Source organism: Aestuariibaculum lutulentum (assembly GCF_032926325.1).
GTDB lineage: Bacteria > Bacteroidota > Bacteroidia > Flavobacteriales > Flavobacteriaceae > Aestuariibaculum > Aestuariibaculum lutulentum.
Genome location: NZ_CP136709.1, coordinates 520,317 through 536,598, shown reverse-complemented (window position 1 = coordinate 536,598; position 16,282 = coordinate 520,317). Strand labels below are relative to the sequence as shown.

Annotated in this window: 16 protein-coding genes; 2 read left to right on the top strand and 14 right to left on the bottom strand. The window is 38.0% G+C overall.

The features are described from left to right. Nucleotides 1–149: 149 nt before the first annotated feature. Entirely contained in the window at nucleotides 150–1,721 is a 1,572-nt protein-coding gene (locus tag R1X58_RS02350) for an arylsulfatase (protein ID WP_240571756.1), read from the bottom strand. A 252-nt stretch (nucleotides 1,722–1,973) separates the two neighbouring features. Continuing rightward, a complete protein-coding gene (locus R1X58_RS02345; RefSeq protein WP_240571755.1) occupies nucleotides 1,974–3,527 on the bottom strand; it encodes an arylsulfatase in 1,554 nt (517 codons plus the stop codon). 324 nt (nucleotides 3,528–3,851) lie between these two features. On the opposite strand from R1X58_RS02345, the gene R1X58_RS02340 reads away from it, so the two are divergent. Together R1X58_RS02340 and R1X58_RS02335 are read left to right on the top strand one after the other, a co-directional pair. Continuing rightward, complete coding sequence (locus R1X58_RS02340; RefSeq protein ID WP_240571754.1) at nucleotides 3,852–5,126, top strand: DEAD/DEAH box helicase; 1,275 nt, start codon at nucleotides 3,852–3,854, stop codon at nucleotides 5,124–5,126. A 6-nt stretch (nucleotides 5,127–5,132) separates the two neighbouring features. After that, nucleotides 5,133–5,360, top strand: a complete 228-nt coding sequence (locus tag R1X58_RS02335) for a VF530 family protein (protein ID WP_240571753.1) — start codon at nucleotides 5,133–5,135, stop codon at nucleotides 5,358–5,360. Between the two features lie 57 nt (nucleotides 5,361–5,417). On the opposite strand, the gene R1X58_RS02330 is transcribed toward R1X58_RS02335, so the two are convergent. From R1X58_RS02330 to R1X58_RS02275, 12 genes are all read right to left on the bottom strand, one after another. Next, a complete protein-coding gene (locus R1X58_RS02330) occupies nucleotides 5,418–5,828 on the bottom strand; it encodes a DUF805 domain-containing protein (RefSeq protein ID WP_240571752.1) in 411 nt (136 codons plus the stop codon). A gap of 102 nt (nucleotides 5,829–5,930) precedes the next feature. After that, the gene (locus tag R1X58_RS02325; RefSeq protein ID WP_240571751.1) at nucleotides 5,931–6,338 is read right to left on the bottom strand and encodes a DUF805 domain-containing protein; all 408 of its coding nucleotides are present in this window, start codon (nucleotides 6,336–6,338) and stop codon (nucleotides 5,931–5,933) included. A 107-nt stretch (nucleotides 6,339–6,445) separates the two neighbouring features. Then, complete coding sequence (locus R1X58_RS02320; RefSeq protein WP_240571750.1) at nucleotides 6,446–7,969, bottom strand: carbon-nitrogen hydrolase family protein; 1,524 nt, start codon at nucleotides 7,967–7,969, stop codon at nucleotides 6,446–6,448. A 177-nt stretch (nucleotides 7,970–8,146) separates the two neighbouring features. Then, nucleotides 8,147–8,878, bottom strand: a complete 732-nt coding sequence (locus tag R1X58_RS02315) for an SIMPL domain-containing protein (RefSeq protein WP_240571749.1) — start codon at nucleotides 8,876–8,878, stop codon at nucleotides 8,147–8,149. Nucleotides 8,879–9,035: 157 nt separating this feature from the next. Then, a complete protein-coding gene (trpA, locus tag R1X58_RS02310) occupies nucleotides 9,036–9,800 on the bottom strand; it encodes a tryptophan synthase subunit alpha (RefSeq protein WP_240571748.1) in 765 nt (254 codons plus the stop codon). A 194-nt stretch (nucleotides 9,801–9,994) separates the two neighbouring features. After that, the gene (locus tag R1X58_RS02305; RefSeq protein WP_306468579.1) at nucleotides 9,995–10,126 is read right to left on the bottom strand and encodes a GIY-YIG nuclease family protein; all 132 of its coding nucleotides are present in this window, start codon (nucleotides 10,124–10,126) and stop codon (nucleotides 9,995–9,997) included. A 40-nt stretch (nucleotides 10,127–10,166) separates the two neighbouring features. Next, nucleotides 10,167–11,348 (bottom strand): tryptophan synthase subunit beta, encoded by a 1,182-nt coding sequence (trpB, locus tag R1X58_RS02300; protein ID WP_240571747.1) that lies wholly within the window; start codon nucleotides 11,346–11,348, stop codon nucleotides 10,167–10,169. Nucleotides 11,349–11,419: 71 nt separating this feature from the next. Further along, nucleotides 11,420–12,106, bottom strand: coding sequence for a phosphoribosylanthranilate isomerase (locus tag R1X58_RS02295; RefSeq protein WP_240571746.1), 687 nt, complete (start codon nucleotides 12,104–12,106; stop codon nucleotides 11,420–11,422). Nucleotides 12,107–12,136: 30 nt separating this feature from the next. Next, nucleotides 12,137–12,922, bottom strand: coding sequence for an indole-3-glycerol phosphate synthase TrpC (gene trpC / locus R1X58_RS02290; protein ID WP_240571745.1), 786 nt, complete (start codon nucleotides 12,920–12,922; stop codon nucleotides 12,137–12,139). Continuing rightward, the gene (gene trpD / locus R1X58_RS02285) at nucleotides 12,922–13,914 is read right to left on the bottom strand and encodes an anthranilate phosphoribosyltransferase (RefSeq protein WP_240571744.1); all 993 of its coding nucleotides are present in this window, start codon (nucleotides 13,912–13,914) and stop codon (nucleotides 12,922–12,924) included. The genes trpC and trpD overlap by 1 nt, the downstream gene beginning before the upstream one ends. Before the next feature lie 23 nt (nucleotides 13,915–13,937). Further along, nucleotides 13,938–14,504, bottom strand: coding sequence for an anthranilate synthase component II (locus R1X58_RS02280; protein ID WP_240571743.1), 567 nt, complete (start codon nucleotides 14,502–14,504; stop codon nucleotides 13,938–13,940). A 43-nt stretch (nucleotides 14,505–14,547) separates the two neighbouring features. Continuing rightward, nucleotides 14,548–15,951, bottom strand: coding sequence for an anthranilate synthase component I family protein (locus tag R1X58_RS02275; protein WP_240571742.1), 1,404 nt, complete (start codon nucleotides 15,949–15,951; stop codon nucleotides 14,548–14,550). Between the last annotated feature and the right edge of the window lie 331 nt (nucleotides 15,952–16,282).

Below are 16,282 nucleotides of genomic sequence, written 5' to 3'. Positions count from 1 at the left end.
TGTATGACCTGATTAGGTTAAAAATGTTGGGTTTTCTTTTAATTATTATGTTTTGCAGGGAGTGAAAACTGATATTAAATAGGTGCTATTAGCAAACAAAAAGGTCTGGATTATATCCAGACCTTTTTAACTTGTTTATGTGTGTTGTGTTACTGATGGCCTTTTTTAACCACAGCATCCATAACGCTGGACATATCGAAACTCTTACCGCCTTGTACCGGAGGGTAGTCGAGTAAAGTTTTAATATGCATATTCATTTGTTCGCCCATAGGTGCCATAAGCCAGGATACTTTTTGCATCAGGTGGCCGTAAGCATCTTCGGTATCGTAACTTTCAAATGGATCCATTCGTAAGTTAAAGATTAATGGTGCTGTTCTGGCTTCGGCGGTGCCATAATAGGTTTCTTTATAGATGAAATGGAATTTCCAAGGGCCCATACGTACGGCATTCAGTTTACTTTCATAATAGTAGTAATACATATCTCTGGCCGATTTATTGGTTTCGCCTTTCCAGTATGGTAAGTTGTTAACCCCGTCGATATATTGTTTTTTCTCTTTCATCATTTTATCGGCAACATTATCTACACCAGCTGCAGCAGCTAAAGAAGTAAACATGTCCATATGTGCCTGAATACCGTTTTTAATTTGGTTAGGCTCAATTACGCCTGGCCATTTTACCATACTTATAACGCGTACACCACCTTCTGTAGTTCCCATTTTTTCACCGCGCCAAGGTGTTGTACCACCATGAGGCCATGCATTGTGTTCTGGTCCGTTATCGGTAGAATACCAGATGATGGTATTTTTATCTAAGCCCTGATCTTTTAACCATTTTAAAATGGTGCCTATGTCGTAATCGTGCTGTAACATACCACTACCATGTACGTCTGCCTCAGAGGTATAGTTTTCTGCAGCATAACGCCATTTGTCATCTAAGCGTGTGTACAAGTGCATTCTTGAGGTGTTTAACCAAACAAAGAATGGTTTCTTATCGTCTTTAGCTTTCTTCATGAATTTTTCTGCCATAGGAATCACTTCTTCAGAATCGAATTCTTTCATGCGCTCCTGAGTTAATGGTCCGGTATCTTCGATACGCTGTTTACCTACTTTACCAAAACGTGGATCATCTGTACTGTCTTCTGAATTGGTTGCCCATGAGTGAATCACACCACGCGTACCAAATTTCTTTTCGTACTCCTCTAAGCTTCCTGAGTAGGCTTTAGCAAAGTTTTGATAATCGCGTTGTTCTGATTCTTCCTGAGTATTTAAATGATAAAGATTTCCATAAAATTCGTCGAAGCCATGTGCTGTTGGAAGGTGCTCGTTACGGTCGCCCAGGTGGTTTTTACCAAAGTGTCCTGTAGCATAGCCTTCTTCTTTTAACACTTCGGCTAAACATGGTGAAGCGGCCTGAAGACCTAAGGCATCACCTGGTTGTCCTACAGTAGTCATACCACTTCTTATAGGGTATTGCCCGGTAATAAACGAAGCTCTACCAGCAGTACAGCTGGGTTGTGCGTAATGATCGGTAAATCGGATACCGTCGTAGCCAATCTGGTCAATGTTAGGTGTGGTATAGCCCATGGTGCCCATACCGTATGCGCTAACGTTTTGCCAGCCAATGTCGTCACCCCAAATAACTAAAATATTGGGTTTGTCCTGAGCGAATACGCCCATAGTCACACTTAAAATTAGTGTAGTAGCAATAGTTTTTAAATTCATAATTTAAAACAAGTTAAAGGTTAATAAATAAATTAAAAAGTGACTAACTTATATTTAAAACCAAAGTGTAGGTTTGTTTTGTTGGTTTTTCCTAAAGATACAAATAATTGTGTAAATAATTGTAAGCTAATGTTTTGTTTGTGTTATGATAACATAAAGTTGAAAAGTCTCCTGTATTTGTTAGTTTAAAATATGCGAATAAAAAAAGGCCCGAGCATTGCCCGGGCTTTTTTATGATTTATAATAAAAGGGTTATTGCTTACCTGCCTGTAAACCTTTCATTAACTCAGAAAAGTCTAGAGTAGCTGCTTTTTGTACAGGCGGATATTCCTGAAGTGATTTAATATGTTCTCCAAGAATTTCCTGAACAGGTTCATTTAAGAATTGTTTTTTTTGTACGATATCGGAACGATCTGTCAGGTTATCAAAACTTTCGTAAGGGTCGAAATGGATATTATACATTATTGGAAACTTTTGTTTTTCATAAGGCGCGTAATAGTTTTCGCTGGTTTCAAAATGTAATTTCCATTGGTTAATTCTTATCGCTCTTATTGTAGATTCGTGATAATAAATGAAATTATTACGCTCACTTTTGTCGCTTTTGCCTAACCAATAATCTAGATTGTTAACCCCATCGATATATTGTTTTTTCTCTTTCATCATTTTATCAGCAACATCTGGCACACCTGCTGCGGCTGCTACGGTTGAAAAGATGTCCATGTGCGATTGAATACCTTTTAGTACTTGTCCTTTAGGGATATGATCCTTCCACATCACCATCATAGGTACACGAACACCACCTTCGTAGGTGGTCATTTTTTCACCTCTAAACGGTGTGGTACCACCATGTAAGCGTGCGCTATGTTCCGGACCGTTATCGGTAGAATAGATAACTATAGTGTTCTCTAAAGCACCCATTTTTTCAAGTTTATCTAACATGTCCCCTATCATCATATCATGCTCCATCATACCGCTGCCATAAAAGTCGTGCTCGGTAGTATGCTCAAGTGCTAAATAGCGGCTCTCAGGTTTTAAATGTGTATACATGTGCATTCTACTTGGGTTAAACCAAACAAAATACGGTTTGTCATCTTTTTGAGCACGTTTAATGAAATCTAAAGAAGCTTCTAGAAACTCTTCGTCTACAGTTTCCATGCGTTCTCTTGAAAGTTGCCCTGTATCTTCAATACGTTGTTTACCAACTTTACCAAAACGCGGATCTTCAGTCGTGTCATCTTTATCTGTAGCCCAGGTATGTAAAACACCGCGGGTACCATATTTTTTAAAGAATTCAGGATCCTGAGGGTAGTCTTTTTGTTGGTATTCTTCCTGAGTGTTTAGGTGATATAAATTTCCGAAGAACTCATCAAAACCATGAACGGTTGGTAAATGCGAATTAAGATCACCTAAATGGTTTTTACCAAATTGCCCTGTGGCGTAACCTTGCTCTTTAAGCACTTCGGCAAGGGTTGGCGATTCCTTTTTCAATCCTAACGGACCACCAGGTCTACCAACGGTGGTCATACCACTTCTAATAGGGTATTGTCCGGTAATTAATGCGGCACGCCCCGCTGTACAGCTTGGTTGCGCGTAGTGCTCTGTAAACATGGCACCTTCTTTAGCAATACGGTCTATATTAGGTGTTGTATAACCCATAACGCCATTGCCATAGGCGCTTACGTTACTCCAACCCACATCATCCGGAAAGATGATTAAAATGTTGGGCTTGTCTTGTGCCAGTGTAACTAACGGTAATACAAATACCGTAAATAGTATTCGTTTAATTAAGTGTTTAGTTTTAATCATAATATGGAAATTAGAGTTTAAAAATCAAGTGTTAATCGTAATTTGTAGACTAATTCTTAAAAATACAAATAAAAATAAATCTAGACAACAGCATATTGATTGTTAAATTGTTAAAGTTTATTGGAGCTTGTTAGGTGAGATGTTCAAACATACATAAGAAAACCCCCGTTTTTATAAATTGTTACAGGCTTCATATTGGTGTTTTTTAAATAAATCCTGTGAAGCCATAAATTAGCTGTACCTTTGTGCCTTAACAAAAGGAGGTGGTCTACAAGAATGCATGTTCATCTCAACAACCCGAAAAGGGTTTACTAAATTATTTTTATGTCATTTACCACCTTAGGCTTATCTGATGCCTTGCTAAAAGCGATTAGCGAAAAAGGATACACAACCCCAAGCCCGATTCAACAAAAAGCCATTCCACCAATATTAGAAGGGCATGATGTGTTGGCTTCGGCACAAACCGGAACCGGTAAAACCGCCGGATTTACGTTACCGTTATTACATACCTTATCGGAAAACCCAAAACAAAAGTTTCGTCCTATTCGTGCCTTAATACTCACACCAACTCGTGAGTTGGCTGCGCAGGTTTACGAGAACGTTAAAGAATACAGTACTTATTTGAATTTGCGGAGTGCCGTTATTTTTGGTGGCGTGAATCAAAAACCACAGGCCGCAACCATCCGTCAGGGTATTGATGTATTGGTGGCTACACCAGGACGTTTGTTAGATTTGCAGCGTCAGGGCTTAGTGTCTTTAAAACGCGTGGAAATTTTTGTGCTTGATGAAGCCGACCGTATGTTGGATATGGGGTTTTTACGCGATATAGAACGCGTCATTAGCATCATGCCTGAAAAGCGCCAGAACTTAATGTTTTCGGCAACCTTTTCACCAGAAATAAAAAAGCTGGCACATGGAATTTTAAGACATCCTGTGCAGGTTGAGGCTACACCCGAGAACACAACAGTCGATGCCATTAACCAAAAGGTATATCGTGTAGCAAAAGGCTTAAAAACCGGACTGCTTACCAAACTGATTGCCGACGGGAACTGGAAACAGGTACTGGTATTTACGCGCACCAAACATGGCGCCAATAAGCTAAGTGAAAAACTGGGGAAAGCAGGGATTACTTCTGCTGCTATTCACGGAAATAAAAGTCAGGGTGCAAGAACTAAAGCCTTGGCTGGATTTAAAAACGGAAGCGTACGCGTACTGGTAGCAACCGATATCGCGGCTCGCGGACTTGATATTCCGTTATTACCTCATGTTATTAATTTTGAGTTGCCTAATGTGTCTGAAGATTATGTGCATCGTATTGGTCGTACCGGTAGAGCAGGAGCCAGCGGTGAAGCTTTATCTTTAGTAAGTGCCGATGAAACCACCTATTTACGTGATATTGAAAAACTGGTAGGGATAAAGTTGCCTGTTGAAATTATGGAAGGTTTTGAACCAGATCCGAATGCCTCAACCAAACCCGAGAAACGTCAGCAAGGGCAACGTGGCAACCGTCAGCCTAAAACAGAAGCAAAGGCCAATGCCGGTAATACCGATAAAAGTCAGGCTCGTGGCAGACGTACGCGGAACAGAAGAAGAAATTAAGAAACCATGGAAGCACAACCCAATAATCCGATGCATGGCGTTAAGCTGGAGCAAATTATTAATGATTTAGTAGCGCATTATGGATGGGAATATATGGGGCATACCATAAACATTAATTGTTTTAAAAGTAACCCAACGGTTAAATCCAGTTTGAAATTTTTAAGACGTACGCCCTGGGCAAGAGCTAAGGTTGAAGCGATGTATTTGAATATGCTGAAACAGAAAAAGCGATAAAAAAATAAAAACCCCATACTATTTAGCATGGGGTTTTTATTTACTTTGAGTTAAAGTTTAGTCTACCTGAATCTGACCAATCTGGTCAATTTCTTCTGCAGTTATATTTTTAGGGTCTGGACCGTAGGCGTTAGAACCTTTTTCGCCTTCAGTAATTAATAAAAATAATAACCAGAAAGTTCCAATAAAAGGAATAAAAGCTACTAGATAATACCATCCGCTTTTACCAATGTCGTGTAAACGTCTAACACTTACAGCAAGGCTAGGTATAATCATTGCTAAAATGTAAATGAAATAAAGCGACAGAAATCCGAGAGCATCAGAAGTTACACTAATAGCAACCGATATAGCGATGAGACCAAACAGAATAAGAGAATTAATCAGTGTAAACATCCAATACTCTTTACGGCGCGCACGACCATCAAAATTTGCGTAATTATCTTTTACGACTTTTAAATACCAATTCATAAAATTTGGGGTTAGTTAATAATACGTTTTGAAAGTAAATATATTCAAATTACCATTTAATATACAACTTATCTGTCGTCATTTGTATTAAAAAACTTTAATTTATGATTGTTGCTCACGTAATTCAATAATGTCGTTAATATAGTCTTTTATGGTTTCGTGGCATTCCTTTTTAGGGTCTTCGCCATATTTGTTGGTTCCGGTTTCTCCAGCCGATACAGCTAGTATAAAGCTATAAACCGGGATGAGTAAAAACCAGCCGGGTTTACCTACATCGTGCATTCGGCGTACACCAACAGCAATAGTTGGGATAGTGACGGCGATTAAGTAAATAATAGGTAACCACATAAAATAGACGAAGTCTGTAAGTTCAACCAGTATACTTGCTATATAAGCAATACTGTACGTAAAGAGTAGATTAAAAGCGAAGAAAATCCAGTAGGCTTTACGACGGGCTCTGCCATGAAAATTGGCGTAATTGTCCAGAATGACTTTTAGATACCATTTCATAATGTTAGGAGTTGGTTAATACATAGATTTGGATTAACAAGATAATCAATTTATTTTTAACTCTATGTATTAACCTTCTTTTATTGTAGTAAAATACACTGAAAGTCTTACGGTTGCTTACGTAATTCGAAGATGTCTTTACGGCGGTCTTTCAGGTTTTTTACGCTACCAAACTGGTTAAGTTCTCGCAGCAAATCGATATCCACATCGGCAATAAGAATCATTTCGGTGTTAGGTGTCGCCTCAGCTTTAATGCCATTGGTAGGGAAGGCAAAATCGCAAGGTGTGAACACCATGGACTGTGCGTATTGAATATCCATATTTTCAACGTTAGGAAGGTTCCCCACGCTACCGGCAATGGCAACATAGCACTCGTTTTCTATAGCGCGTGCCTGAGCACAATGGCGAACGCGCGAGTATCCGTTCTGCGTGTCGGTTAAGAAAGGAACAAACAGGATATCCATACCTTCGTCGGCCAGTAATCGGCTCAACTCCGGAAACTCTGAGTCGTAGCAGATTAATATACCTATTTTACCACAGTCGGTGTCGAAGGTTTGCAGCTTGCTGCCACCTACCATACCCCAAACCTTAGCTTCATCAGGGGTAACGTGTAGTTTTTCGTAACGCTCACTTGTACCATCACGTCGACATAAATAGCCCACATTGTATAGTTTGTCATTGACCATCTCCGGCATACTTCCGGTGATGATGTTAATGTTATAGGAAATGGCAAGTTTTGAAAAGCGACTCACAATTTCGGCCGTATGCTTTGCCAGTTCCCGAATAGCATCGGGTGTAGACATGTGGTTGTTTTCAGCCATTAGCGGAGCATTAAAAAACTCAGGAAATAAAGCGAAATCGCTGCGATACCCGGAAACGGCATCGACAAAAAATTCCGCCTGATGCATCAGCTCATCCAGATCTTTATACAAACGCATCTGCCATTGTATTAAGCCCAGTCGTACAATCTTTTTAATGATGGCGGCCTGCTTGGTTTGCTTTTCATAATAGATGTTATCCCACTCAAGAAGCACTGCATAGTCTTTGGAGTCGGCATCGCCTTCCAGATAATTTTTAATGATTCGTGTCGGGTGAAAGTCGTTCGAGATTTGAAAGTTCAGTACCGGATCGTTAATCTCTTTACTTCGCACTTTTCCAATATATTCTTTCGGACTTAAGGTGTCGGCATATTTTTTATAATTCGGAATACGTCCGCCAAAAGCCAGTCCTCTTAAATTAAGACGTTCACAAAGTTCTTTGCGATAGTCATACAAACGACGGCCTAAACGCAGACCACGAAATTCCGGCTTGATAAATATTTCAATACCATAAATAATATCGCCATTAGGGGTATGGGTATTAAAAGTGTAGTTTCCGGTAATATCCTTATACGTGTGATTGTCGTCAAATTTATCGTAGTCAACAATAATACTTAAAGCACATCCGGCAATCTGGTTATTCACTTTTATAACCACCTGACCTTCGGGAAACATGTCGATAAGTTTCTTAATTTGAAACTCACGCCAATACGCATCGGGCATGGAGGCGTAGGAAGCAATCATGGCTTCTTTCAATTCGTCGTAATCGTCTAAACTCAGGTAGGCTAATTCAATGTTTTCTATCTCTTCCATAAAATTTTAGGTATGCATTAAATAACTAGGTATGCTATGAAATGGTCTTTATTAGTTGATTATAAATCAATCGAAAATGATAATAAAGGCATTCCTTCTGCGTATTTAAAATAAAAATAACAGATGAAATTTAATGAAATTATAGTGAAGAATCAGGACTTTAGCTAAAATTTAATATTAGTCAATAAGATAGGTGAGCTTCATGGTAATCGATGCGGTCTTCTCTTTTGATGCTGTATTGAAAGCACCACCCCAGGAGTAATCTTCGGTAGAGTTTTGTCCTGTAATCTGGAAGATACCCATTTGGGCTGTAGATAATTCTCCCAGTCTGGCGCCTGAATTTTCCGCAATACTTTTTGCGCGAAGTCGGGCATTCTCTGTTGCCTTAGAAACCATTTCTATTTTTAGGTCCTCTAGTTTGGTGTAATAGTAGCGTGGTGCTACCGAATATAACTGAATGCCTTTGTTTAAAAGTTCGGTAACTTCTCTGGATAATTTTTCTACTTTCTCAACATCTTTAGAGTTTATTTGCAATGTCTGGCTTAGTGTATAACCTGTAAATTCCTGTCCCATATATTTGCCTTCTGAAGAGTAGTTCTGTTTCATGTTTTTATTGGTTTCCACAGCGCTAAAAATGATGGCATCTTCGGCAATACCTTTGGACTTAAAATAAGAAACAATAGCTTCCTTGTCTTTTTTGAGGTCGGCGTAGGCTTGTTTTAAATCGGCATTAACCTGTGAAAAACGGGCTTCCCATACAATAAGATCTGAAGTGAAATCTGTTTTACCAAGTCCAGTGACCGAAATGGTTCCGGCTTTTTTATTTCGATTGATTACGGCGTTTCCAAAAATAACGGATGCGATAACGATGGCGATAGCAAAAACAAGGGCACTTAGATGCTTTTTCATGAGAAGGGAATTTATGGTTTATGTGTTTGAATTTAAGTTGACTAACACAATAAACATGCCAACTAATTAAAATAAATAGGAGTATTTGTCCTATTAAATAAAAACCGATAAGATTTTATGTCTTATCGGTTCTTGTTATGTGTATTTTGGTGACATTTTATTGAAGAATGCCGCTTACGAAATCTGGAATAGTGTCTAATTTTTCTGAAGACACATGTTTTATAAATGCGCTTCCAATGATGGCGCCTTTTGCGTAAGTGGTAGCCTGATTGAAGGTTTCGTTGTTGTTAATTCCGAAGCCGACAATTTGTGGGTTCTTCAATTTCATATCAGCTATACGTTTAAAGTAAGCCGTTTGCTCATCTCCAAAGCCTGACTGACTTCCGGTAACGCTGGCGCTACTTACCATGTAGATAAATCCGTTAGAAATTGAATCGATATAACGAATACGTTCTTCGCTGGTTTGTGGTGTAATTAGGAATACATTAACCAATCCGTATGTGTCGAAAATAGCTTTGTACTCATCATGGTACACATCCACTGGTAAATCCGGAATAATTAATCCGTCGATACCTATGGCTTGACATTGTTTACAAAAGGCTTCTACACCATATTGTAACATGGGATTGAAATAGCCCATAATTATTAATGGAATATTCACCGTTTTACGAATATCTTTCAACTGATTAAATAATATTTCGGTAGTCATGCCATTTTTAAGCGCCTGTGTAGAGCTGGCCTGAATGGTAGGTCCATCGGCTAACGGGTCGCTAAATGGTAAACCGATTTCAATTAAATCGACACCGCTTTTTTCTAGGTCTTGAATAATACTTACGGTATCATTTAAATTTGGATAACCGGCTGTAAAATATATAGATATTAACTTTTTATCTTCCTGTAGTTTTTGCTGTAATCTGTTCATAAATTAATTTGTTTTATCATTCCCTTGAAGGAGGGAATCCTTTAAACATACTCTGAAAGGTCTTTCCAATCGGGATTTAATCCATTAATTAGATTTATCTTCCATTGGCGATTCCATTTCTTTATTTGTTTTTCACGTTTAATGGCATTATTAACATATTTAGTTGTTTCAAAATAAACCAGTTTGTGAACATTTTATCTTCCTGTGAATGTTTTTTGACTATTGTTTCTATGTTGTTTTAGAGTAATATTTAATTGTTTTGTACGGCCCACATAAAGAACAGTATGATTTTTATTTGTTAATATGTACACGTAATAAACATCCATAAATATTAAATAGATTTCCGCCTACGCGGAAATAAAAAAACTAAATCTCAAAATAATCGATGTAGTTCTGTAAATCTTTGTCACCACGTCCTGATAAGCTTACCACCACAACGTCGTCTGGTTTAAAGCTTTTTTGTTCGAAGATGGCTAAGGCATGAGAGCTTTCTATAGCAGGGATAATACCTTCTAATTTACAAAGTTCTAATCCTGCATTCATGGCATCATCATCGGTGATGGCCATAAATTCCGCACGTCCGGTTTTACAAAGATGTGCGTGCATTGGTCCAACACCAGGGTAATCTAGACCAGCAGATATTGAATAAGGCTCAGTAATTTGTCCGTCTTTGGTTTGCATCAATAAGGTTTTACAACCGTGAATCACACCTTCTTTACCTAACACCGAAGTCGCAGCACTTTCGCCTGAATCGACTCCGTGACCAGCAGCTTCAACAGCGATAATGTTAACGTCTTCTTCATGTAGAAAGTGATAATAAGTTCCGGCAGCATTACTACCGCCACCAATACAAGCAACCACGTAGTCTGGTTTTTCGCGACCTTCATGTTCTTTTAACTGCCATTTAATTTCTTCTGAAATTACTGCTTGAAAACGGGTAACCATATCCGGATAAGGGTGTGGCCCAATGGCTGAACCAATAATATAATGGGTGTTCACCGGGTTGTTAATCCAGTCGCGAATAGCTTCGTTAGTGGCGTCTTTAAGTGTACGACTACCTGATTTTGCAGGAACCACACTGGCACCCAGCATTTTCATTCTTGCTACGTTTGGTGCTTGTCTGGCAATGTCAATTTCCCCCATATACACAATACATTCCAGTCCCATTAAAGCACAAACCGTAGCAGTAGCCACGCCATGCTGTCCGGCACCGGTTTCAGCAATAATACGAGTTTTACCTAAGCGTTTTGCCATTAGGATTTGCCCGATGGTATTGTTGATTTTGTGTGCACCTGTATGATTCAGATCTTCACGTTTTAAGTATATTTTAGTGTTGTATTTTTCTGAAAGACGCTTGGCGAAATATAAAGGCGAAGGACGCCCCACATAGTCTTTTAACAATTGGTTGAATTCCTCCTGAAACGAAGGCTCAGCCATCACTTTTAAATAATTCTGGCGTAATTCTTCTACATTCGGGTAAAGCATTTCTGGAATAAATGCACCTCCAAATTCGCCGTAGTACCCTTTTTCGTTGACGTTATAGTTCATTTTTTTATTGTCATCCTGAATTTATTTCAGGATCTTTTTATTTTAGTTATTAGTTTATAATAGATTGCGTATCAAGTACGGAATGACAGATTTGTTTTAAATTGTTTTAGTTGTTCAATATCTTTTAATCCGGGTTCTATTTCAAATTTACTGTTTACATCAATAGCATAACAGTATTTTGATGCAGGGCTTAGTTGAAATTTATTTAGTTTTTCAGCTTCTTCAAGACCAATGCCTCCACTTAAAAAGAAGGGTTTGGTTGATGGATAATCGTTTAATACATTCCAATCGAAGGTATAGCCATTGCCTCCCGGAAGTTTTCCTTTGGTGTCAAATAAGAAGTAATCGCAAACTGTTTCGTAAGGTTTTAAAACATCGAAATTGAATTCATCTTTTATGGAAAAGACTTTAATGATTTCTAATGATTTGTCAACCTGAAGGTGTTTCGGGTTCTCTTGATGAGATTCCGAAATAAATTCGGAATGACGACGTCTTAAGGTTTTGCAATATTCCGTAGATTCTTCACCATGTAATTGTACTGCCTGTAAGTCGTATTTTTGAATTTGTTCAAGTACAAACTCTAAAGTTTCATTAACAAAAACACCGGTCTTTTTGATGTTTTTAGAAATGTCAGGCATGGAGGTGTTGAAACATCTTGCTGATTTCTCGTAGAAGATAAAACCAAGGTAATCTGGTTGCAAATCTGCTACCGCCTGAATATTATCCTGATATTTCATACCACAAACTTTTAACTTCATCTTTTTGTCAACCTGAACTTGTTTCAGGTTCTATTTATTTAATTGTTCTATAAATGTTTTAGCACTGTCGCCGGCATTATCAGTTTTCATAAAGTTTTCACCAATTAAGAAACCTTGGTAACCAAATGGTTGTAGCGATTTTATAGCTTCAATATTGCTAATGCCACTTTCTGATACTTTAACGAAATCATCAGGAATCAATGCACTTAATGATTTACTGATATTTAAGCTAACATCGAAAGTTTTTAAGTTACGGTTATTAACACCTAACATATCTAAACTCGGCATGATACTTTTGTTTAGTTCTTCTTCGTTGTGCACTTCTAACAGCACATCAAGATTCAGGCTTTTAGCAAATTCTGAAAACTGCTTGATTTCATCACGTGTTAAGATGGCTGCGATAAGCAGAATCACATCGGCACCATAAGCTTTAGCTTCCAGTAACTGATATTCGTCGATAATGAATTCTTTGCGTAATAATGGTAAATTACAGGAAGCGCGAGCCAGTAGTAAGTCGTCTAGCGAGCCTCCAAAATACTTACCGTCAGTTAAAACAGACATGCCGCAAACACCAGCCTCTTCATACCCTTTAGCAACATCATTAACATTGAGGTTATGGTTGATAACCGATTTAGAAGGCGAACGACGTTTATGTTCAGCTATAATACCAGTGTTGCTGGTTCTTAATTTTTCAGCTAAAGACACTGTTGGTCTTTCGAATAACACCGATTGTTCTAACTGTGAAATCGGAATCAAAGATTTTCTTAAAGCGACTTCGGTTCGTTTATCGGCTGTAATTTTATCTAATATATTCATTACTTACTTAATGCTACTAATTTATCTAAACTCGCTTTGGCTTTTCCAGAGAATAAAGATTCTTTGGCCAATTCAAAACCTTCCTTGTGACCAATTTGTTTGGTGGTTGCAATGGCTAATCCTGCATTGGCGCACACCACATTGTTTTGCTGTTCAGTACCTTTTCCGTTAATGACATTCACAAATATTTTAGCTGCATCTTCGATAGTATCTCCACCGTAAATAGATTCCTGGGTGATTTGAGCAATGCCTAAATCTTCCGGCGTGAACATGGTTTCTTTATTATTTGAAATGACTTTCGTTCCTCCGGTTAAAGAGATTTCATCGTACCCATCTAATGCATGAACCACGCTGTAATTTTTATCTGTACTTTGATATAGATATCCATACAGGCGCAATAATTCCAAATTGAAAACCCCTACCATTTGATTTTTAGGAAACGACGGATTTACCATAGGCCCCAACATATTAAAAAAGGTTTTAACACCTAATTCACGACGAATTGGGGCTACGTTTTTCATGGCCGGGTGGAACAGTGGCGCGTGAAGTACACAAATTCCCGCCTGATCGATACATTTCTTTAAGAAATCTTCATCGTTTGAAAACTTTATGCCCAAGTATTCCATCACATTTGATGACCCGCATGCCGATGATACCCCATAGTTACCATGCTTTGCTACATGAACACCGGCACCGGCTGTTACAAATGAAGCAAGGGTTGAAATATTGAAGGTGTTTTTGCCGTCACCACCAGTACCACATAAATCAATCGCGTTGAATTCTTTTAAATCAATTGGTATACATAATTCTAAAAGGGCATCCCTAAAGCCTTTCAATTCGTCTAAAGTGATGCTACGCATCATATAAACTGTTAGAAATGCCGCAATCTGACTTTGGTTATAATCTCCTTTGGAAATATTAACCAAGACTTGTTTGGCTTCGTCGGTAGAGATGCTTTCGTGATTTATAAGTCTGTTTAAAATGTCTTTCATAATTTAATGTCTTAAATCTTGGTTTAGTTCTCTATCCAGTTTTTAAGTATTTGTTTTCCTTGTGGAGTTAGAACCGATTCCGGATGGTATTGCACACCTTTTACGTCGTAAACTTTATGGCGTAAAGACATGATTTGTCCGTTATGGTCTACAGAGGTGGCTTCTAATACTTCGGGTAAGTTGGCGTTGACAACCCAGGAATGGTAGCGACCGACTTCAATTTCCTTGTCTAAACCTTTAAATAGAATTTCGTCGTCTACCGTTATGTTTACTTTCGTGGCTACACCATGATAAACGTCTTCTAAGTTTTCCAGAGTGCCACCAAAGACTTCTCCAATGGCTTGCTGACCCAAGCACACGCCTAAAATGCTTTTTGTTGGTGCATAGGTTTTAATAATTTGTTTTAATAAACCCGCTTCGTCTGGGATTCCTGGGCCAGGCGATAGTACAATTTTATCGAAGGCTTCAACATCTTCTAAGGTAAGTTTGTCGTTTCGTAAAACGGTAACATCACAGTTTAAATCTTCTAAATAATGTACAAGATTGTAAGTGAAGCTGTCGTAATTATCTATAACTAATACTTTTTTCATTTTTATATAGTCCTGTTTAACAGGTGTTTTTTTGCTTTGTAGTTTATATGGTTTCAGCTAATTCAATGGCCTTTGTTAAAGCGCCTAATTTGTTATACACTTCCTGTAATTCGCTTTCGGCACTTGATTTTGAAACAATTCCAGCTCCTGCACGCCAGTGTAGTTCGTGATTTTTGCTTAAAAAAGTTCTAATCATAATGGCGTGATTAAAATTGCCATTAAAATCCATAAACCCGATGGCGCCACCGTAGAACGATCGGCTTGTTTTTTCGTAATCTTCGATAAGTTGCATAGCGCGATGTTTTGGAGCGCCGCTTAACGTTCCGGCAGGGAAGGTGTCGGCAACGACTTGCATTGTTGGTGTGTTGGTGTGTTTTTTACCGGTGACCTTGCTCACTAAGTGAATAACGTGCGAGAAGAACTGCACCTCACGATAGGTGTTTACGGTTACGCCGCTACCATGACGACTTAAATCGTTTCGGGCTAGGTCTACCAGCATGACGTGTTCTGCATTTTCTTTGTCATCGGCTACTAGTTTTTGAGCCAGTTCGGCATCTTTGGTATCGTTTCCGGTACGCTTAAACGTTCCGGCAATAGGGTGAATTTCGGCTACGCCTTCGCTAACAATAAGTTGCGCTTCGGGCGAACTACCAAATATTTTAAAGTTACCATAATCGAAATAGAATAAATATGGAGACGGATTAATGCTGCGTAAAGCACGGTATACATTAAACTCATCGCCTTTAAATTCCTGAGTAAAACTTTTTGAAAGGACTAACTGAAACACATCACCTCGGGCGCAGTGTTTTTTGGCTAACTCAACGTGTGTTTTATATTCGTCGTCGCTTAAATTGGATGAAATATCTCCGTTTGAAGCAAAGTTGTAAGAAGCAAAGCTTCGTACTTTAATAAGGTGATCGATTTCTTCAATGTTACTTTTGGTATTGTGACAATGCGCAAAAATATAAGCCTCATTTTTATGATGATTAATCGCAATGATATTCTGGTAAACCGCATAATACACATCGGGAATTGTGATGGAATTCTCTTTTTTAGCAATGTCGACATCTTCAAAATAACGTACGGCATCGTAAGCGATATATCCAAAAATACCATTGTTAATAAACTTGAATTCCTCGTCTGAACTTACTTCAAATCGTTTGGTGAACTTATGAATTTCTTCAGCGACATCGGTTGTGTTAGTAATAGCTTCTATAGAATTGCTCCCATCTGGGAAAGTTTGTGAAATAGTTTCGTTTTCTACTTTTATAGAAGCAATCGGGTTAAAACAGATATACGAAAAACTATTATCGTTGGCATGGTAATCACTACTCTCTAGTAATATGCTGTTTGGATATTTGTCTCTTATTTTTAGGTAAATACTAACAGGTGTAATGGTGTCTGCTAGAATTTTTTTGTAATGCGTGTATAAGTTATAAGTTGTCATTTATGCTGAAATTTGTTCAGTGTTTAATTGTTTTTCAATTTTTTTGATACTAAAAAAGGCTTGTCGTGAATGACAAGCCTTTTTCTAATATTTTAATTTAAATATATAAGGGGTCTACTTCACGAACGTAAGTTTGTAAAGCTCCACCACCAAATAGTATTTAAAGTTGTAAACATGTTTTTGTTATTGTTTGCCTCAAATATAGAAATGAAAATAAAATTACACAATACTTCCGGATGATTTTTACATAAAAGATTGTTAAACTGATTTCTAACTACAAAGTATTAATTAATTTTAGGATTCTATTAACAGATTATTAAACCATTTCATT